This window comes from Bradyrhizobium sp. USDA 4353 (assembly GCF_054063215.1).
Genome location: NZ_JBSSGB010000001.1, coordinates 3782438 through 3801842, shown reverse-complemented (window position 1 = coordinate 3801842; position 19405 = coordinate 3782438). Strand labels below are relative to the sequence as shown.

The following is a 19405-nucleotide window of genomic DNA, read 5'->3' as shown; positions in this document are numbered from 1 at the left end:
TCAATCGTCGGAGCGGCTCAGCGCCTTCGCCAAGGCCTTGTCGGGCTGGCCCGCCACGGGCCGGTCATGGCGCGGCGACAGCTCGCGCTGCGCGATCTGCCGGCGCACCAGGATCTTCTTCACATAGGCGACGTTGGCGCTGGCCTGCTCGGGCGGCAGCCCGGAGCGCGCGATGCTCTCCGCCTCGCTCATGCGGCCCTGCAGGCCGACGATGACGGCGAGATTGGTCTTCACCCGCGGACTCGCATCCGGATTGGCGCTGGCCTTGCGCAGTTGCTCCTCCGCCTTCGGCAGCTCGTTGGAGAGCGCATAGGACAGGCCGAGATTGGACAGCACGGAGGGATCGTCGGGCGCGATCTTCAGCGCGGTCGCGTAGTACTGCCGCGCCTCCTCGTTGCGCCCCATCTGGTCGAGCGCGGCGCCCTGCGCCGACAGGATGCGCCAGTCCGGATCCTCGGGCGAATGCGCCCGGCTCAGCACGTCGAAAGCCTGCTGGAAATTACCGTTGTCGGCGAGCGCGCGGCCATACGCCGCCAGCAGCGCCTTGTTGCCGGGATTGGCGATCGTCGCCTGCTCGAGCACGGCCACCGCCTGCGAGCGCTGGCCGGTCGAGCGCAGCGCGCTGCCATAGCGCAGCGCAATGTCGGGATCGTTGGGGGTGGCGCGGAAGCGCTCGCGGAGCTGGTCGAGCTCGGCGCGTGGGTCGGACGCGCCCGCGCCGGGCTTTTCGGACTTGCCGCCGAGCGCGCCGGTGATGTCGCCGAGATCGGTGGTCTGGCAGGCGCCAAGGCCAAGCAACACGACGCCGAAGGACAGCGCGAACGCCGCAGGCCGGCGCAGAGGGAGGGAGCGAAAGGGCCGCGTACGCATGCAACTGAACTACTTCGGGACCGGATGATCTGCACGCTGGCAGATTAACCCTAAGGTCCCGTTAAGCCGTTGCGACCGTCCCGCTCAATCGATGAATTCGGCCCCGAACTCGCAGCCGATGCGCCAGGCAAGCCGGCATTTGCGCTGATGGTCGGGCGAGAAGACGATCGTGAACTGCGGCGGGATCTCGACGAATTCGGCGACGACCTTCACGCCGCCGTCGGAGATATCCGTCACGGTGCAGTCCCGCGGCAGGCTGCCATTGCCATAGTGGATCTTCGCGATCCTCCTGCACAGCCGACGTTCGCTCTTGCGACGGTTCGCCAACATCAACATCTCGACGCTCACCCACTCAATCGTCCATCCGGAGACCTCGTTTGTAGCGCCGAAACGTTGGGATCTGGCTATCGCAATGTCCGGGAATCCGGAGCTGCGATTTGGATTTCGTTTACCTTCCGCCGGCCGGCAGCATGAACCCGTCGAAATACGCGCTCAGCCGCCTGATATCGTCGAGCGGCATGATGTCGGCGACATACTGGTCGGGCCTGATGATCACGAGGCAGCCGCCGGCGCGATCGATGCCGCGCATCGCAAAAATGTCCTGGCCGCTCTTCAGGTCGGGGCAGAACATCTTCTCGTAGTCGATCAGGCCGTAGCGCCCCTTCCGCGGCAGCAGCAGCGCGGGCATGCTTTCGAGCGCGAGATCGCGATGGCCTTGCTGGAACACGGCGCGCAGGTCGATCACGGAATCGATGTCGGCGTCCCCTGGCGTGTAGCGACGTACCGGCGACGCTGCATCCTCGGCGAGGAAATGACACAGCCGGCGAATGGCGGAGTCCGGTGCGGTCGGATCCCCGGCGCCGGCAAAGGCGAACAGGCGGAAGCGGCCATCGGCCTGGACGACGTGGCCGAGCTGCAGCGGCTTGGCGTCGCCGAGCCGGATGACGGGCGCGGAATGAAACCGCTTGCCGATCGGAAAGCCGGTGGCGAGCGACTGGAAGGTATCGTCGCCGGTGAGCATCGACGGCCGATACTGCGTCGCGGTGCCCGCGGTGTAGCGGCCGTGGCGGACGAAATAGTCCTGCGTCTTGGCGGCGTCCGCGCCGCCCTGCTTGGCGGCGGATGCGAGAATGCCCGACCATTCGCGGTCGAAATCGATCAGCTCCTGCGCGATCGCCTTGCGCTCGGCAGAATAGCTGTGCAGCAGCTCCGGCGCACAGCGCTTGCCCAGCACGGCGGCGAGCTTCCAGCCGAGATTGAAAGTGTCCTGCATCGACACGTTCATGCCCTGCCCCGCCTTCGGACTATGGGTGTGGCAGGCATCGCCGGCGATGAACACGCGCGGCAGCCGTGTGGCGACCTCCGCCTCCGGCACGTCGTCGAACTTGTCGGTGATGCGCTGGCCGATCTCGTAGACCGACCACCACGCGACTTCCTTCACGTCGAGCTTATAGGGCGAGAGAATCCGTTGCGCCTTGGCGATCACCTCGTCGACCGTGATGTTGCGGCCGGCGACGCGCTCGCCGACCTCGAGCTTGGCGAGTTCGACATACAGCCGCACGAGATAGCCGCCCTCGCGCGGGATCACCAGGAGGCTGCCGTCCTTCGCCGATTGGATCAGCGACTTGAATCGGATGTCGGGGAAATCGGTGACGGCGAGCACGTCCATCACGCCCCAGGCGTGATTGGCGGAATCGCCATGCAGCTCGCGGCCGATCGCCTTGCGCACCTGGCTGCGCGCGCCATCGCAGCCTATGACGTAGCGCGCCTTGATGGTCTCGACCTGGCCTTCATGCTCCGGATCGATGCGGTCGAAGCTGACGGTCACGCCATGCGCGCCGGCGGGCGCTGTGGGATCGATCGTGAGATCGCGCAACCGCCGCGAGTAGTGCGCTTCGAGCCTGGCTGCCGAGCGGCGCATCATTTCGAGAAAGAAGTCGTGCACGCGGGCCTGGTTCAGCACGACATGCGGCATCTCCGACAGGCCGTCCTCGACGTCCTGCACGCGGCCGCTGCGCGCGATGTCGGCGCTATTCGCCGCATCGGGCTTCCAGAACGTGGTCTCGTTGATCCAACAGGCCTCCTTCAGCACCTTTTCGGCAAAGCCGTAGGCGTTGAACATCTCCATGGTGCGGCAGGCGATGCCGTCGGCCTGGCCGAGCAGCAGCCGGCCGGGCTTCTGCTCGACGATGCAGGTCTTGATATCGGGAAAGACCGAGAGTTGGGCTGCGAGGTTGAGGCCGGCCGGGCCGCAGCCGACGATCAGGACATCCACCTCGGCCGGCAGCGGTCCGCTCGCGCCGTGGCTCGCGACGCGCTCGGCGGCATCGGTGATCTCGGGATCGCCTGGCTGGAATCCATTGATGTGGAATTGCATGTGGCGACCTCCCGTGCTGTTCCTTATTGATCAGTATGCTGATCATCAGTATGCTTGTCAAGCAAGCTGAGGGAGAGTCGTTTGGCCGAGATGCAGGAGATGCCGGGGCACCTGGCGCGCCGGTTTCAGCAGATCGCGGTGGCGGTGTTCCTGGCCGAGGTCGAGGCCGCCGGCTTCGACCTGACGCCGGTGCAGTACGCCGCGCTGGCGGCGATTGCGGCCAACCCGGCGATCGACCAGATCACGCTGGCCGGACTGATCGCCTATGACCGCACCACCATCACCGGCGTGATCGACCGGTTGGCGCAAAAGGGACTGGTGGTGCGCCGCGCCAGTGCGCGCGATCGCCGCTCACGCGAGCTCCTGATCACCGCCGAGGGCCGGCGAACGCTGGATGCGATGACGCCAGCAGTGGAAGCAGCGCAGCGGCTGATGGTGCGAGGCCTCACCAAGGCCGAGGCGAAGGAGCTCGTCCGCCTGATGCAGAAGGCGATCGCCGCCGGCAACGAGCTCAGCCGGGCGCCGTTGCGAGAGGCGGCGGAGCGGTGAGTATTTGTAGTCGAGGATTTGGATCGTCCCAGCCTTAGATGGCGCGGCGGCGCTACGAGCGCCGCTCTGCTCCCTCTCCCCGTGAAGAACGGGGAGAGGGAGAGCACCGTCATCGCCGCGCCGATGTTCGTCCCGCCTGACCAATACCTATTCGAACGATGAGTCCATGTCCGCACAGCAACGCAGGCCGCGACTTCTCTCCCTCACGAATACCGCATCACGCCATCATCCACCTTGCCGAAGCGCAGTGAGACGATGTCCAGGGCGTAGTTTTGGTACAGGCGCCATGGCCGCTTCGAGCCTTGCTTCGGCAGATCGGCAATGGCGCGCTGCACGTAGCCCGAGCTGAAGCTGAGCGACGGCAGCGGCGTGACGGTGGAATCGTCATTATGCGGCACGCATTGGCGGTAGCCGTGCCGGTCCATGTAGTTGAGAAGCCGGCAGACATATTCGCAGGTCAGGTCGCATTTCAGCGTCCAGGACGCATTGGTGTAGCCGAGCGTGGCCGCCATGTTCGGCACGTCGGAATACATCATGCCCTTGTAGTTGAGCGTGTTGGCGAAATCGACCTTGCGACCGTCGACCACGACCTCGATGCCGCCGAGCACCTGCAGCACCAGGCCGGTTGCGGTGACGACGACGTCGGCTTCGATCTCACGCCCGTCGGACAGCCGCAGGCCGTGCTCGGTGAACGTCTCGATCCCGGCCGTCACCACCGATGCCCGCTGCTCCCTAATGGTCTTGAACAGGTCGCCGTCCGGCACCAGGCACAGCCGCTGGTCCCAGGGATTGTAGCGCGGCGTGAAATGGGTGGCGACGTCGTAGCCGGGGCCGAGCGCGGCGCGCACGCCGCCGAGGATGAGCTGCTTGACGCGCTCCGGCTTGCGCCGGCTGAGCTGGAAGAAATACATCCCGAACAGCACGTTGCGCCAGCGGATCAGGTGATAGGCGAGACCCGCGGGAAGATGGCGGCGCAGCTTGTTGGCCAGCGCATCCTGCGCCGGGCGCGACACGACATAGGTCGGCGAGCGCTGCAGCATCGTCACATGCGCGGCGGTCTTGGCCATCGCCGGCACCAGCGTGACCGCGGTCGCGCCGGAGCCGATCACCACCACGCGCTTGCCCGCATAGTCGAGATTCTCCGGCCAGGCCTGCGGATGCACGATGCGACCCTTGAAATCGGCCATGCCCTTGAAGTCCGGCAGATAGCCGTTCTCGTAGCGGTAATAGCCGGAGCACATGAACAGGAAGCCGCAGGTCATCCGCACGGTTTCCGTGCCCTGCTCCGTCCTGCGCTCGGCCTCCACCGTCCAGCGTGCATCCGCGCTCGACCAGGAGGCGCTGATGACGCGATGGTTGAAGCGGATATGCTGATCAATGCCGTTCTCGCTCGCGGTGTCGCGGACGTATTTCAGGATCTGCGGCCCGTCGGCGATTGCCTTGGGATCGGTCCACGGCTTGAACGAATAGCCGAGCGTATACATGTCGCTATCGGAGCGGATGCCGGGATAGCGGAACAGGTCCCAGGTGCCGCCGATGGCGCCGCGCCCCTCCAGGATCGCGAACCGCTTGCCCGGGCATTTGTGCTGCAGATGATAGGCAGCGGCGATGCCGGACAGTCCGGCGCCGACGATCAGCACGTCGACATGCTCTGTTGACATGAGGCGGTCCTGGCGTTCCCTGGTCCGGCGTCCCGCGCCGGTGGCGGACAGTCGCAAGACCGCTCAACCCTGTCAAATCGAGCGACGCGTTGGTATTCGATCAACCCTCCTGCTCTAACAGACTGGTCAACATCAGACGGACCTCGTGATGAACGCCCCCGCCCCGCAACGCGACACGCCCGGGAACGACGACAGCCGGGAACGCGGCAGCGCGCAGGCGCAGCGCATCGCCTCGGGCATCGCTTTGGGCTTCACCATCGCTGCGATCGCGCTCGCGGCCTGGTCGCTTGTCCCGAGCTTTCCGGCCGGCCAGTTGATCGCGGTCGTCACCATCATTCCGCTGCTCGCGCTGATGCTCACCTTGCGCTTCCCCGGCCGGTTCCGCATCGGGCTCGGCTCCGGCTACGGCGCCAATCTCGGCACCGGCTGCATCGTGGCCGCCGGCACGCTGGCCGCGCGCACGCTGTCGGATGTCAACCTCGTCAGCTGGCTGCCGCTCCTGGCATTCGCGATCGCGGTGGCCGTCGTGTTCCTGATCGTCGCCATCAGGTTCGAGACCCAACTGCGCCGCCGCGGCTGGCGCATCCTGCTGGCCTCGCTGTTCGTCGGCGCCTACGCGTTCGGGACGCTCGGCCAGTTCAACACAGCGCTCGACCACTCGGCACCGGCGCTGCTGCGCAGCCGGGTGCTATCAAAGCATCTCGGCCACAGCCGGCTCGCGACCTATCAGGTGACGCTGGAGGCCTGGGGGCCGTTCGCGACGGCCACCGACGCGCATGTCGCTCAAGCGCTCTATGAGCGCCTGCAGCCCGGCGACACCGTCTGCCTGCGCCTACGCGACGGGGCGTTTCGCATGGCCTGGTTCAGCGTCGCGGCGTGCCGGTGAGGCGCCGCTGAGCACGGGTATGACCGGCCATTTGCGTCGCGTCGTGATGCTGCATATCCTCTGACGCAGGCCGCACGAGCGCAGCGATATGCGGGGTCTTCCGCGGCCGCTCCGAACACCCGGACCTCGCTCCGCTCATCCAGGCCACGCCACGCGAGCCGTTGTTGCATGACCGATTTCCTGCCCCGCCCTTTTGCCGTCGACCATCCCGATGTGCTGGCACTCGACATAACGGCGCTCGACGCGCGGCCGGGCGCGGTGCTGCTGGCGCGCTCGCCGTTCTATCCGGGCGGCGGCGGACAGTTGCCGGACCGCGGCACCATCGCGTGGAACGGGATCATGCGCGACGTCGTGGGTTTCGAGGCGACCGCTGACGGTCTCTGGCACCTGATCGGAGATGACGCCATCGCCGACGGAACGATCGAGCTGAAGGTCGATCCAGCCTTTCGGCAACGAATGAGCGAGCAGCACACGGTTGCCCATCTCGTCAACAGCGCGGTCTACACGCTGTTCGACGGCGCGCTGCTGACCGGCGTGCGCATGACCGACACCGACGAGTTCAGCGTCGACTTCGACCTGCCGAAGGTGGCGCCGGAGCAGTTGCGCGCAGTGGAGGACGCGGTGAACGCCGCCATCTCCGACGGCCGCCCGGTGCGCGCCTTCGACATGCCCTATGACGACGCGCAGGCGACCGCCGGGCTGTTTCGCGCCAAATCCGTTGCCCCGCCGCGCCAAGCCGACGGCATGATCCGCATCGTCGACATCGACGGCCTCGACCGCCAGGCCTGCGGCGGCACGCATCTGGTGTCGACCGCGCAGGCGCGGCGCGTGCGCATTCTGAAGGTCGACAACAAGGGGCGGCAGAACCGGCGGTTCAGGATCGGGCTCGAGAGCGATTAGCAACACCGCGAAGCCCGGATGAGCGCAGCGACATCCGGGTTCTCGCGCGCTATCTCGGTGATCCCTGATATCGCTTCCGCCTTCGTCCAACGGGCTTCGGCGGACAAGCCGCTCATCCGGGCTGCGCGATGGACGACTACGACCTGTGCACGATGACGTCGAAGCCTTCCCCCGGCGTCGGCGCCACGAAGTAGGACGTGAACAGATCAAAATCCTCGTCCGTCACCGTGAAGGCGTGGCGGCCCTCCGCGTTTCGCGCCCGCAGCCGCGCCTTGCAGATCTCATCGGGGACGTCGAGATGATGCAGCTGGTGCGGCACGCCGGCGGCTTCGAACAGGCCGCGCATCCAGGCGCGGCTCGCCAGCGTGTTGGCCGGGAAATCGAGCACCACCGAGACGCCGGCGCGCAGCAGCGCGACGACATGCGGCCCCATCACCGCGCGCAGCCGCGACGAATTCCGGACATAGTCGGCGAGGCTCGTCTGCTCGCCCGGATAGAGCTGCGCCAGCCAGTCATCCTCGGCGACCACGATCGTGGCCGGGCGCCGGCCCAGCTCCGCGACGAGCGTCGATTTCCCGGCAGCGATCTTGCCGCACACGAGATGCAGCATGGGTTGGTTCGGGGACATGGATTGGGACCTCACAAGCGGCGCCGCCTCGGGGCGCCGAAACGTTCACAACATGAATTCGCAGGCAAACGCGCCCGGCCCGACGGATCAGGCCGGGTCGGTAATTCGACGGCTGAGAGCCGCGCCTGCGATGTGAACGCGTGAGGTCATGTGAGGGATCCTGCCAGAGATCGGCAGCATCGTCCAGCGATGCCGCTGCCTGCGTTGACGATCCCCGTGCTTGTCTGTTCAATGAGCGCGACATCCGTCGCGCCTGCTTGCGGGAGCCCAGAACGTCAGAGTCTGAGCCGTGCTTGAGAGATCGTCCGTTGTTCTGTCCGTGACCCGCGCTCTTCTGGGCGAGGTGACGCCGTCGCTGCGGGCCGTTCAGTTTGACCTCGTCGATCGCAACATCGACATCTTCTGCATCTTCGACGGCAGCATGTCAGAGGATGACCGGGAGTCGATGAGCTGCGTGGAGACGGAGGTGATGGCCGACTTTCCGGATGCGACCGTCCGGGCGCATTGTCTGCGGATCGATCTGCCGGATCGCGTGCCGAATGCACCAGGTCGGTCCACAGTGTTCGCGCATCGAGAGTAGGTCTTGGCGAGCAGCGAGACGTAACGTCGCGGATACCGGCGACATCGCTACGGCCCTTATTTCAAAGGGCCGGCCCCGATCTGGAAAACCTCTAAGAGCGATTCCAGCCGCCGCTCCGTTGACACATTGCGGCCATTGCCGTCTTCCCTGATCCCACGATGCATCGTGCTTGAATTTGCTCATTGGAGGGATTGATGAGACTGACCACCGCTGCCGCGATCGGCGCCATCCTCGCAGGCTTCGCCATCTCGCCGGCCCTGGCCGACGGCTACAAGGACTGCACCAAGCTCGACAAGGCCCAGTGGAAGCCGGCCGCCGAGGCCGAGGCGAAGGCCAAGGATGCGGGCTACGAGGTGCGCCGCTCCAAGGTCGAGGGCAGCTGCTACGAGGTCTATGGCGTCAAGGCCGGCAAGCTCTATGAGCTGTTCTACAGCCCGGAAGACCTCAGCCTGAAGCATACGATCGCCAAGTAGTCGGCGCAGGCGTCATCCAGCGCGCCTGGGTGACGTCGCATGATACCGATGCACGGCACAGCTCCCAGATCGAACGCGAAGGACCCAGACCAGGCAGAGACCGTGCTGGTCTGGGATCTTCCCTTGCGTCTGTGGCATTGGATGCTGGCTGTGCTGGTGCTCGTCGCCTGGGTGACGCCGAACGTCCATGACGGCCTGCATCGCGTGGCGGGCTACGCGATCCTCGGGCTGCTCGCCTTCCGCCTGATCTGGGGCCTGATCGGCAGCCGCCATTCGCGCTTCCGCAGCCTTCGCGCGCGGCTGCGCGCCACGCCGGCCTATTTGTGGAATCTGCGGCGCGGCAGAACCGGACGCTATCTCGGGCTCAACCCCGCCGGCACGACGATGCAGCTGGCGCTGCTGCTCGTGCTGATCGTGTCCGCCGTCACGGGCGCGATGCAAGTGACAGTGCGGTTCTTCGGCGTGTGGTGGGTCGAGGATACGCATGAGGTGACGTCGTATCTCTTGATCCCGCTCGTCGTGCTGCATGTCGCCGGCGTCGTCCTGGTCAGCCGCCTGCAGCGGGAGAACCTCGCACGCGCCATGCTGACGGGACGCAAGCTGCTCCACCGCACGACGCAACGCATCGTTCAACGCCAAACGGACTCATCAGGGACACACGGAACTCACAATCCCTGATCGTTGCGCCCAAGCCACAGTTCCCGCAAAAGCTGCCGACGTCCCCTGCCGTGTTATTGCGCCTCGCCGCCAAGCGCCGAACAATCGCAGGTATCGGATGCCTGACCGTCCCTGCTCGCAGGGGCCTGGATCTCGGAGGCCGGATGATGAGCTCGCAGCAGTTGACCACGCGTGCGTTGTGCCGATCTGTTGTCCTCGCAGGCTGCGTCATCGCCTGGCCCGCCGGCGCCGCCGAGCCGGAGGCGGCGACGCCGGTCGTGGCGGAAGTAACGGCGTCCGCGACGACAGCGCCGCCAACAACGCAGGCGCTCTCGTCGGAGACCGCGCTCACGACAGCTTCGATCGCGCCATCGGCTCCCCTGCCTGTCGACGAGCTGGCCGCGCCGGCGGCCCCGGGCGAAGTGCCGAAGTCCACCGTCGTCAGTGCCGATCGTATCGAGATCCTCGATGAGTGCCCCGACATCGACGTCTGCGTCGATCGCTATCTCTGGGCGCTGTATGAGCGCGCGCCGAAGCTGGACAAGATCCGCGAGACCGAGCGCCGCGTGGTCACGGTGAAGCGCAAGGGCCGCATGGTGAAGGTGACGCGCAGCTTCACCAGGCTCGTCGACAATGATTTCGCCTGGAAGGATCCGAAGGCTGCCGAGCGCGTCGGACGGACGATGATGGAATACGTCATCGGCGGCATGGACCGCAGCTTCAAGATGAAGCTGTTTCACACCTTGCACGCGGCCGAGGCCGCGGGGCTCGCGCCGGGGATCACCAGCGGCTTCCGCGACGATTATCGCCAGGAGATCGCGAGCGGGCTGAAGGCCGCGACCAACCGCTCCTATCACGGCGGCAGCCTGCGCGGCGGCTATGGCCACGGGCTTGCGGCCGACATCGTCAGCGTCAACGGCGCGACGCGGGCGCAGCGCTGGGTAGCAACCGAGCAGCTGTGGAAATGGATCGACGCCAACGGCAAGAGCTTTGGCGTCGGAAGGCCTTATCTCGATCACGATCCGCCACATGTCGGCCCGGTCGACGGCGAGGAATACACCAAGCACCGCACGCCGGCCGTGAAGCTCGCGGCGGCGGAGACGAGGAAGCACAAGCGGATCGCAGCGCGCTCGGAGCATCATGCGGCGAAGCGCGCGAAGGCGGTGCGGGCGTCGGCATTGGGCTCGCGGCGGACGGGGTGATCGTCAGAGTAGCTCGCCGTGCTTGCTACTGAACGACGAACTTAGCGAGATTGTTGAGTGCGGTGTCCGATACAGCGCCCTCTCCCCTTGCGGGAGAGGGCATCTCCGGCCGATCCAAACATGCGGTTGGGTGAGGGGTATCTTTCCACGAGCCTCGCGCGGAGAGGCATACTCCTCACCCGACCGAGCTTGCCGGACTGTCCTACATGCCCTCTCCCGCAAGGGGGGAGGGCGCAGTCATGGGCACCGCGGTCATCTTCAATGATCGAGCATTGCCATCGTGGACACGATGATGATGTCCGCGCAACCAAAACAAAAAGGCCGGGGCGATGCCCCGGCCTTCGTTGTCTCCGCCGCGCGTGAACGCTGCGATCAGTAGCGATAGTGGTCCGACTTGAACGGGCCTTCCTGCTTGACGCCGATATAGGCGGCCTGGTCGGGGCGCAGCTCGGTGAGCTTGACGCCAATCTTGGAGAGGTGCAGGCGCGCGACCTTCTCGTCGAGCGACTTCGGCAGCACGTAGACTTCCTTCTTGTACTTGCCGTCCTTGTTGTTGGCGTAGAGCTCGATCTGCGCCAGCGTCTGGTTGGTGAACGACGCCGACATCACGAAGGACGGATGGCCCATCGCATTGCCGAGGTTCACGAGCCGGCCCTCGGACAGCAGGATCATGCGCTTGCCGTCGGGGAAGGTGATCTCGTCGACCTGCGGCTTGATGTTGGTCCACTTCAGGTTCTTCAGCGAGGCGACCTGGATCTCGTTGTCGAAGTGGCCGATGTTGCAGACGATGGCACGATCCTTCATCGCGCGCATGTGCTCGATGGTGATGATGTCCTTGTTGCCGGTGGCGGTGACGAAGATGTCGGCGCGCGGCGCGGCGTCCTCCATCGTCACCACCTCATAGCCCTCCATCGCCGCCTGCAGCGCGCAGATCGGATCGATCTCGGAGACCATGACGCGGCAGCCGGCCTGGCGCAGCGAGGCGGCCGAGCCCTTGCCGACGTCGCCGAAGCCCGCGACCATCGCGACCTTGCCCGACATCATCACGTCGGTGCCGCGGCGGATGCCGTCGACCAGCGACTCGCGGCAGCCATAGAGGTTGTCGAACTTCGACTTGGTGACGCTGTCGTTGACGTTGATCGCCGGCCACAGCAAGGTGCCAGCCTTCTGCATGTCGTACAGCCGGTGCACGCCCGTGGTGGTCTCCTCCGAGACGCCCTTGATCGACTTGGCGATCTCGGCGAAGTAGCCCTTCGGCTTCTCCTTGAGCTGCTTCTTCAGAAGCGCGAAGAACACCTCCTCTTCCTCGGACGCCGGCTTGTCGAGGAACGCCGTGTCGCCGTTCTCGGCGCGCAGGCCGAGATGGACGTACATGGTGGCGTCACCGCCGTCATCGAGGATCATGTTCGGATGGCCGCCGCCGTGCCAGTCGAACAGCTTGGCGGTGTAGTCCCAGTAGTCGACCAGGGTCTCACCCTTGACGGCGAACACCGGGATGCCGGCGGCAGCGATCGCGGCGGCGGCGTGATCCTGGGTCGAGTAGATGTTGCAGGAAACCCAGCGGATGTCGGCGCCGAGCGCGGCCAGCGTCTCGATCAGCACGGCGGTCTGGATGGTCATGTGCAGGGAGCCCGCGATGCGCGCGCCCTTCAGCGGCTGCTTCGGGCCATACTCCTCGCGCGTCGCCATCAGGCCGGGCATCTCGGTCTCAGCGAGCGAGATCTCCTTGCGGCCGAACTCGGCGAGCGAAATGTCCTTGACGATGTAGTCGGTAAAGCCTGGCTTGGCGGTCATGTCGGGTTTCCTGGTCGGATGAATTCGAAACGGATCGTGACGAACGAAGAGAGACGCGTCGAGGCGCAGTCCAGATCACTCTCCCCGTAGCTCACGGGGAGAGGCAAAAGCGGCCTTCTGCCGCCGTCTTCAATCTAACAACACCGATGCGGGGCATCGGCTGTCGTCTCTCCCCGGCGTGCGGGGAGAGACGACATAGGCATCACACCGCGCGCTTCAGCGGCTCGACGAGATCGGTCTTCTCCCAGGAGAAGCCGCCCTCATTGTCCGGCGTGCGGCCGAAATGGCCGTAGGACGAGGTGCGCGCGTAGATCGGGCGATTGAGGTCGAGGTGGGTGCGGATACCGCGCGGCGTCAGGTCCATGGCCTTGGCCACGGCCTTCTCGAGCGCATCCTCCGACACCTTGCCGGTCCCGTGAGTGTCGATATAGATCGACAGCGGCCGCGCCACGCCGATGGCGTAGGCGAGCTGCAGGGTGCAGCGATCGGCGAGGCCGGCGGCGACGATGTTCTTGGCGACGTAGCGCGCGGCATAGGCGGCCGAGCGGTCGACCTTGGTCGGATCCTTGCCGGAGAACGCGCCGCCGCCATGCGGGGCCGCGCCGCCGTAGGTATCGACGATGATCTTGCGGCCGGTGAGGCCGGCATCGCCGTCCGGACCGCCGATGAAGAACTTGCCGGTCGGGTTGATGTGCCAGATCGTCTTCGGGTTGATCCAGCCTTCCGGCAGCGCCTTGCGCACGTAAGGCTCGACGCGCTCGCGGACCTGGGCCGAGGTCATATCCTCGACCAGATGCTGATGCGAGACCACGATCTCGCGCACGCCGACCGGCTTGCCGTTCTCATATTGCACGGTGACCTGGCTCTTGGAATCCGGACCGAGCACCTTTTCGACGCCGGAGTGACGGGCTTCCGAGATCAGCCGCAGGATCTTGTGGGCGTAGAAGATCGGCGCCGGCATCAAATCCGGCGTTTCGTTCGTCGCATAGCCGAACATGATGCCCTGGTCGCCGGCCCCCTCTTCCTTGACCTCGCCCGGCTGCAGCGCGTCGACGCCCTGCGCGATGTCGGCGGACTGCGGGTGCAGCAGGATCTCGATGTCGCAGGTCTTCCAGTGGAAGCCGTTCTGCTCGTAGCCGATGTCCTTGATGGCCTCGCGGACGACGTGCTCGATGTGCTCGTTGGTGACCGAGGACGGGCCGCGGGTCTCACCGGCGATCACGACCTTGTTGGTGGTGGCGAGTGTCTCGCAAGCCGCGCGGATAGCCCACGGGTCGATGCCAGCCTTCGGCCCCTCGCGGTAGAACAGGTCGACGATCTCGTCCGAAATGCGGTCGCAGACCTTGTCCGGATGGCCTTCGGACACCGATTCCGACGTGAACAGATATGACGCGCGCATCAAGCAACCCCTTCTTTGCCGCCCACGGCGGTCGTTTGTATTGATCTCAAGGTGACCTCGATTGATCCCCAGGATGTCAGTCGCGACGCCGCGAGATGACGTAGGACTCGTCGTAGAACCACAGCCCGTTGTGCTTTCGCAGGACCTCTCTGGCGGCGTCGAGCGCGCGGGACGAGTGGGCCACCTCGGTCAGGCGGTCTTCCTCGATCTGCGCGACATACACCGCCGCGTTCCAGGCTGCAAAGGCCGTCGAGGTTCCGATCGCACCGGTGACCTCGTTGGGCAGAGCCTCCATCTCATACCTGAAAATCGAGCGATTGTCCGCATAGGCGTTAAAATTTAAGTCCCGCCCACTGGAGCCCAGCTCGTACTTGACGGCGCGCAATAGCTCATGGCGGCTGACCGAGAAAGGATTTTCTCCGGGCCACACCGACTGGATGATTTCCAGGCCCGGATCCTGGCCGTGGGAGTGGATTCCGATCAGCCGGCCGCCCGGCTTCAGCGCCCGCGCCAGCGGTGCGATGATCCGTTTGGCGCGGAAATTCACCGAGGAGCGCGCCCGGTAGGGCTGCGACGCGATGATCAGGTCGAAATTGGCCTCGACCCGCCCTGCCCTGGGGATGATGTTGTCGAGCAGGAAGCGGTGGTCCTCGCGGTAGAGCACCAGCGCGATCGGCCGCTCATAGACCGGCATGCCGGTGCGCTGGGAGACGTTGGCGCGCCAGTTCTGCTCCAGGAACGGCTTGAGGGCGGTGATCTGAGTCTCGAAATCGCCGGACGAATCGCCCTGCAGCACGACCTCGTGCCAGATCATCGAGGCCGCCACCGACGGCGAGGCCGGGGTCAGCCAGGGCGCCTCGGCATAGTTCATGTTGGTGAACACGAACACCGACGCCGGGTGCTCGAATAGCCGGTCGGGCACCTTTTCCAGGGTCAGCCGGACGTCCTCGAGGCTCAGCTCCTTGCCGGCGACGTAGAACGGAATGTGTGGAAAACGGCCGTGCATCGTCCGCAGCACCTTCGACAGCACGGTGCCCGTCGCCGACGCCGGCGTCGAACAGCCGCAGCGCTGGCGGGCGCGGATGGATGCTGGCGAGCTCGAGGCCGACGCGCTCGGCCACCACCCGCTTCTCGCTACAGGTGTGCACGAACAGCAGATATTTCTGCCGGTTCTCGAAGAAGCGGAAATTGCTCTTGGGATCGCGCTTCTCCGGCACGACATCGAGCCGCGGCGGCGGCAAGGTGCCGGTGGACGCTGCGATATAGGCCTGGATGCGGTCCAGCGTGTCGATGGTGATGCGCTTGCCCTCGCGCAGCCGCTGCACCAGCTTGCCGTCGTTGACGGCCCGGCGGCCGAACGTCGATTCCGCCATGTCCGACTGGCGGCAGAACTCCGTGATCTGGGCAAGCAGCTGGTCGTTCTTCATACGGCCGGAAGGGGTGGGAAATAGCGGTGGGCAGATGGCCCGTAGCCCAACGCTGTAGCACCTTCTGCCCACCATGCAAAGCCGCCGGTCGGTACCTTGTTCCGCCACGCTGAGAAGCGATACAGTTCCCGCGGGATCAACGCTGGGGTGCGCATGTCGAGGTATTTGGGGTCCACGTTGTCCGTGGCCGCGCTGCTCTTTGTCGCGACGCTGGGCCAGGCGGCCGCCGGCTACCTCGATGAAAATCCGGACGAGGTCTTCGCAGGTGTCTACGAGCGAATAGGCGCGCTGCCGCTGCAGGCCGCCCGGGATCCGTTCGTGTGGCTGCGGCTGCAGGAGCTGAAGCGCGAGCCGTGCGACCAGAAGAGCATCGGCGACCTCGCGTTGATGCTCGACAAGCTCGGCTATCGCCGCCAGGCCGCCGAAAGCCAATTCCGCTTCGTCAAGGAGTGCGGCGCCCCGCTGATGGCCCTGCACCGCGCCGCCGATACCTACATGAAGCTCACCGACTTTCCCAAAGCCGTCGAGGTCGCCGACGAGTATGTGCGCCGGGCGCCCTCCAATCGCGATGCGCATTATCTGCGCGCCACGGCGCTCGCCGGTGCGGGCGATCATCAGCGCGCGCTGACCGACTACTCCGACACGATCGAGCTCTCGCCGGACAAGGCCAAGATCGCCAGCCGCGTCTTCACGCAGATGGCCGAGGCCTATGCGGCGATGAAGCGCTATTGCGAGGCGATGGCGCCGATCAGCCTGTGGGTGTCGTTCGACCCGGTGGCCCGCGACACCGGCCAGACCCAGCGGATGATCGCGGACTACGAGCGGCAGGGCAACTGCGTCGCTCCGACGGAGGCCCGCACCGAGCGGTTTCCCCTGGGCAGGCAGAAGAACGTCGTGGTGGTCAAGGCGGAGATCAACGGCGTCAAGGGATCGTTCGTCCTCGACACCGGGGCGAGCTACGTGTCCGTCCGTTCGGCCTTTGCCGAGCGAGCCAAGCTGCCGCTGAACGCCGGCAGCGACATCACGCTGATGAGCGCGAATGGAGAGACGAAAGCGCGACTGTCACGGGCGGACAAGGTCAAGCTCAACTCACTCCTGGCGACCGGGATTCCGGTCGCGGTTCAGGCCGGCGACCAGAAGGACTACGGCAGCGGAATCGACGGGCTGCTGGGCATGAGCTTCCTCTCCCGCTTCGATGTCCAGATCGCCGCCGATTTCGTCGAGGTTCGTCCGCGTCGCGCGCAGAAACCATAGGACGCATCTCAATGTCATCAGCTGCCCTGTCACCGCGGTCGGCATCCCGGACTCGAGGTGCGACAGATGCTGACGCGGGTTCGGGCCGAAGTCGTCCTGGCGACGAAGAAACAAGCAGGTGCACGGTCGCCCTCCTCGCAGCTCAGCGAGGTGCATCTGACCACGAAATAGCTGTGGGCGCTTTGCGGCTGCGACAGCCTGCTTCGGCGGCCGATTGTCGGAACCGATGCAGCACGCGCGAATTCTGCTATCCTTCTCCTCACAAGAGACGGCGCGGATCGCCGTCGGCGCGGGACGTCGACAACACGATGCGCACGCGACAACATGCGTCTCGGACAATGCAAGGGGGGCTCTCATGCTCGGTCGCTTGATTCTCGGACTTGGTGCCTCGGTCGCACTGGCCGCCGGGCCTGCGCTGGCTGACGACGTCACCGGCGTCTGGCTGCGTGAGACCGGCGCGTCCAAGGTCAAGTTCGCGCCCTGCGGCGGCGCCATCTGCGGCACGCTGGTCTGGATCAAGGAGGGCACCGATACGCCCGCGAAGGTCGGCCAGCGGCTGTTCTCCGGCATGAAGCCGATCGGGCCCAACGCCTGGGCCGGCAGCTACAGCAATCCCGACGACGGCAAGACCTATGATGCCAAGATGACGCTCTCCGGCGGCACGCTGACGACCGCGGGCTGCGCCTTCGGCGGCGCGATCTGCCGGTCCTCGACCTGGACGCGGGCAAATTAGAGATCCGTTCGCGAATTCGCGGTAGCGTCGGCGATCGAGGAGCATCAATCGTCCACATGGCAGCGAAGACGCAGGCGCGGCTGGGGTTCGTGCTGTTTGCGGTGATTGCCGCAGCAGCCGCGACGTTCGTGCTCGCGCGCCGCTCCGCAGCGCCGTCCGGCGGTGATCACCGCACCGTCCGCCAGCTTGTCGTCCACTACAACCTGCTGTCGCGCCCGGGTGACCCGATCATCGTGCTCGGCGACAGCATCGTCGAGGCCGCGACGTTGCCCGCCAGCGCCTGCGGGCATCCCATCGTCAACGCCGGGCTTGCCGGCGCCGGCACCCGCAGCGACCTCGCCGGCTGGCTGAAGCCGGCGCTGGGACCGAAGCAGCCGTTCGCCATCATCGTCTCACTCGGCGTCAACGACGCGCTGACGGCCAAGCCCGACTCCAGCGACGTCTTTGCCGGGCGCTACGAGGCGCTGCTGCGCGAATTGGCGGAACTCAGCACGCGCCTCTCCATCATCGAGTTTCCTCCGGTCGAAGTGCGCGGTCCGTTCACGGAGGCCATCGAGAAGATCGCGACGGCAAGCATCACCGGCTATCGCGCCGCGCTGCCGGATCTCGCGAAGCGCAACGGCGCGACCTTCGTGCCCCTGCCGCCGATCGAGTCCCCGTTCACGCTCGAAGGCATCCATCTCAATGCCGCCGGCTATCGCTCCTGGGACCAGGCGATCCAGCAGGCCATCGAGCTCGCCTGTCGCTGAAGACGACCGGCCGAGGCTTAACTTCAGCAGGCGAAAACAATCCTTCACTCGGGTCCGGGTAGGATCGGTCAGCACATCCCCCCGCGACGGTTAACAGATCCCTGCATGGCCCAGCCCCCAAACTCGACCTCGCCTGGGACTCACAAGCTGCTCGGATTGGAGCTGCTGCGCTTCCTCGCCACGATCTCGGTCCTGCTCTGGCACTACCCGCATTTCGCCTATGTCGGCGATGCGCCGGTCGGGCTCGTCCGCAGCGAGCTGCCGTTCTACCGCATGCTGTTCCCGTTCTATGAGCTCGGCGAATACGGCGTCGTGATCTTCTGGTGCATCTCGGGCTTCATCTTCTTCTGGAAGTACGGCGCGCTGATCCCGAACGGCAAGGTCGACGGCTGGACGTTCTTCGTCAACCGGCTGTCGCGGCTCTACCCGCTGCATCTCGCGACGCTGCTGCTGGTCGCTGGCCTGCAGGCGATCTACGTCGCTCAGCACGGCTACGCGTTCGTGTACCAGAGCAACGATCTCGCCCATTTCGTCGCGCAGCTGTTCATGGCGAGCGACTGGCTGCCGCCGACCGGCGTCAGCTTCAACGGGCCGATCTGGTCGGTCTCGATCGAGGTGCTGGTCTATGCCGCGTTCTTCCTTGGGCTGCGCTTCGTCACTGCCTCGCCGTTGCTCAATCTGGCGATGATCCTGGCGGGGATCACGAGCGGAACGCTGGTCGGCAAATGTGTCGTGTTTTTCTATGCCGGAGGCCTCGCCGCGATGGCGCGGCAGGCGGTCGCCGATGCGTCCTGTCGGCGGCAGTTCGAGGCACTGGCCGCTTTTGCGATTGTCGGGATTTCGGTGGCGCTCTGGCTGTCCAATATCGATCTGGCCGAGCGCGCCGTAGCTCTCCTGCTCGTCCTTACCCCGCTCCTGTTGTTCGTCTGCGCCGCGCCCATCACTCTGCCACGGCGCATCGAGAACCTGCTTCAGGCCGCCGGCAACATGACCTATTCGTGCTATCTGCTACACTTCCCGGTCCAGCTTGCGATCGCGCTGGGTTTTGGTGCCATGGGGCGAGCAATACCGCACGCCGACCAGTCGTTCTGGATCGGCTTCATGGGGCTGACGCTGACGGCGGCGTACGTAACCTTTCGCTGGTTCGAAGCCCCTGCGCAGCGGCTGATCCGCCGCGCGCTCCTTCCCAAAGTGGAAGCGAGGCGGATTGCTCCGGCCGCCTTGCCCTGACGGACCAGCGGACGACCGAGACTCGGGCAGTTGCCG

The 19405-nt window shown here is 65.7% G+C and carries 18 protein-coding genes and 1 pseudogene; 11 read left to right on the top strand and 8 right to left on the bottom strand.

The window, feature by feature from the left end; genetic code table 11:
• From ACVILH_RS17030 to ACVILH_RS17020, 3 genes are all read right to left on the bottom strand, one after another.
• Entirely contained in the window at window positions 1-870 is an 870-nt protein-coding gene (locus ACVILH_RS17030; RefSeq protein WP_456713913.1) for a tetratricopeptide repeat protein, read from the bottom strand.
• 84 nt (window positions 871-954) lie between these two features.
• Window positions 955-1200 (bottom strand): PilZ domain-containing protein, encoded by a 246-nt coding sequence (locus ACVILH_RS17025; protein WP_035644208.1) that lies wholly within the window; start codon window positions 1198-1200, stop codon window positions 955-957.
• A gap of 118 nt (window positions 1201-1318) precedes the next feature.
• On the bottom strand, window positions 1319-3247 hold the full coding sequence (locus ACVILH_RS17020) for an FAD-binding monooxygenase (protein ID WP_456713912.1): 1929 nt from the start codon (window positions 3245-3247) through the stop codon (window positions 1319-1321).
• Between the two features lie 99 nt (window positions 3248-3346).
• Between ACVILH_RS17020 and ACVILH_RS17015 the strand changes: the two genes are divergently transcribed.
• On the top strand, window positions 3347-3796 hold the full coding sequence (locus ACVILH_RS17015) for a MarR family winged helix-turn-helix transcriptional regulator (protein ID WP_456717009.1): 450 nt from the start codon (window positions 3347-3349) through the stop codon (window positions 3794-3796).
• 203 nt (window positions 3797-3999) lie between these two features.
• Here ACVILH_RS17015 and ACVILH_RS17010 read toward each other — a convergent pair whose 3' ends face one another.
• Window positions 4000-5508 (bottom strand): flavin-containing monooxygenase, encoded by a 1509-nt coding sequence (locus tag ACVILH_RS17010; protein WP_456717008.1) that lies wholly within the window; start codon window positions 5506-5508, stop codon window positions 4000-4002.
• A gap of 97 nt (window positions 5509-5605) precedes the next feature.
• Here ACVILH_RS17010 and ACVILH_RS17005 point away from each other — a divergent pair, with 97 nt between their 5' ends.
• Both ACVILH_RS17005 and ACVILH_RS17000 read left to right on the top strand, forming a co-directional pair.
• A complete protein-coding gene (locus ACVILH_RS17005) occupies window positions 5606-6343 on the top strand; it encodes a hypothetical protein (protein ID WP_456713911.1) in 738 nt (245 codons plus the stop codon).
• A 168-nt stretch (window positions 6344-6511) separates the two neighbouring features.
• Entirely contained in the window at window positions 6512-7243 is a 732-nt protein-coding gene (locus ACVILH_RS17000; protein ID WP_456713910.1) for an alanyl-tRNA editing protein, read from the top strand.
• A 136-nt stretch (window positions 7244-7379) separates the two neighbouring features.
• Here the strand turns inward: ACVILH_RS17000 and ACVILH_RS16995 are convergent, their stop codons facing one another.
• Window positions 7380-7871 (bottom strand): AAA family ATPase, encoded by a 492-nt coding sequence (locus ACVILH_RS16995; protein WP_456713909.1) that lies wholly within the window; start codon window positions 7869-7871, stop codon window positions 7380-7382.
• Between the two features lie 319 nt (window positions 7872-8190).
• Here ACVILH_RS16995 and ACVILH_RS16990 point away from each other — a divergent pair, with 319 nt between their 5' ends.
• The 4 genes from ACVILH_RS16990 (at window position 8191) to ACVILH_RS16975 (ending at window position 10783) form a co-directional block, all read left to right on the top strand.
• Window positions 8191-8451 carry a hypothetical protein gene (locus ACVILH_RS16990; RefSeq protein ID WP_456713908.1) on the top strand — a complete coding sequence of 87 codons (261 nt, stop codon included), beginning with the start codon at window positions 8191-8193 and terminating at the stop codon, window positions 8449-8451.
• A gap of 194 nt (window positions 8452-8645) precedes the next feature.
• Window positions 8646-8924, top strand: coding sequence for a PepSY domain-containing protein (locus ACVILH_RS16985; RefSeq protein WP_456713907.1), 279 nt, complete (start codon window positions 8646-8648; stop codon window positions 8922-8924).
• A gap of 39 nt (window positions 8925-8963) precedes the next feature.
• Window positions 8964-9602 (top strand): cytochrome b/b6 domain-containing protein, encoded by a 639-nt coding sequence (locus tag ACVILH_RS16980; protein ID WP_456713906.1) that lies wholly within the window; start codon window positions 8964-8966, stop codon window positions 9600-9602.
• Window positions 9603-9745: 143 nt separating this feature from the next.
• Window positions 9746-10783, top strand: a complete 1038-nt coding sequence (locus ACVILH_RS16975) for a hypothetical protein (RefSeq protein ID WP_456713905.1) — start codon at window positions 9746-9748, stop codon at window positions 10781-10783.
• A gap of 372 nt (window positions 10784-11155) precedes the next feature.
• On the opposite strand, the gene ahcY is transcribed toward ACVILH_RS16975, so the two are convergent.
• From ahcY to ACVILH_RS16960, 3 genes and pseudogenes are all read right to left on the bottom strand, one after another.
• Window positions 11156-12577: an adenosylhomocysteinase gene (gene ahcY / locus ACVILH_RS16970; RefSeq protein ID WP_456713904.1), complete on the bottom strand. Its 1422-nt coding sequence runs from the start codon at window positions 12575-12577 to the stop codon at window positions 11156-11158.
• Between the two features lie 202 nt (window positions 12578-12779).
• Entirely contained in the window at window positions 12780-13976 is a 1197-nt protein-coding gene (gene metK, locus ACVILH_RS16965; RefSeq protein ID WP_456713903.1) for a methionine adenosyltransferase, read from the bottom strand.
• 76 nt (window positions 13977-14052) lie between these two features.
• A pseudogene (locus ACVILH_RS16960) lies at window positions 14053-15403 on the bottom strand (hypothetical protein).
• A 183-nt stretch (window positions 15404-15586) separates the two neighbouring features.
• Here ACVILH_RS16960 and ACVILH_RS16955 point away from each other — a divergent pair.
• From ACVILH_RS16955 to ACVILH_RS16940, 4 genes are all read left to right on the top strand, one after another.
• Window positions 15587-16657 carry an aspartyl protease family protein gene (locus tag ACVILH_RS16955; RefSeq protein WP_456713902.1) on the top strand — a complete coding sequence of 357 codons (1071 nt, stop codon included), beginning with the start codon at window positions 15587-15589 and terminating at the stop codon, window positions 16655-16657.
• Window positions 16658-17012: 355 nt separating this feature from the next.
• The gene (locus ACVILH_RS16950) at window positions 17013-17390 is read left to right on the top strand and encodes a DUF2147 domain-containing protein (protein ID WP_456713901.1); all 378 of its coding nucleotides are present in this window, start codon (window positions 17013-17015) and stop codon (window positions 17388-17390) included.
• Between the two features lie 56 nt (window positions 17391-17446).
• Window positions 17447-18139, top strand: a complete 693-nt coding sequence (locus tag ACVILH_RS16945; protein WP_456713900.1) for an SGNH/GDSL hydrolase family protein — start codon at window positions 17447-17449, stop codon at window positions 18137-18139.
• Between the two features lie 105 nt (window positions 18140-18244).
• Entirely contained in the window at window positions 18245-19369 is a 1125-nt protein-coding gene (locus ACVILH_RS16940) for an acyltransferase family protein (protein ID WP_456713899.1), read from the top strand.
• Window positions 19370-19405 lie beyond the last annotated feature (36 nt).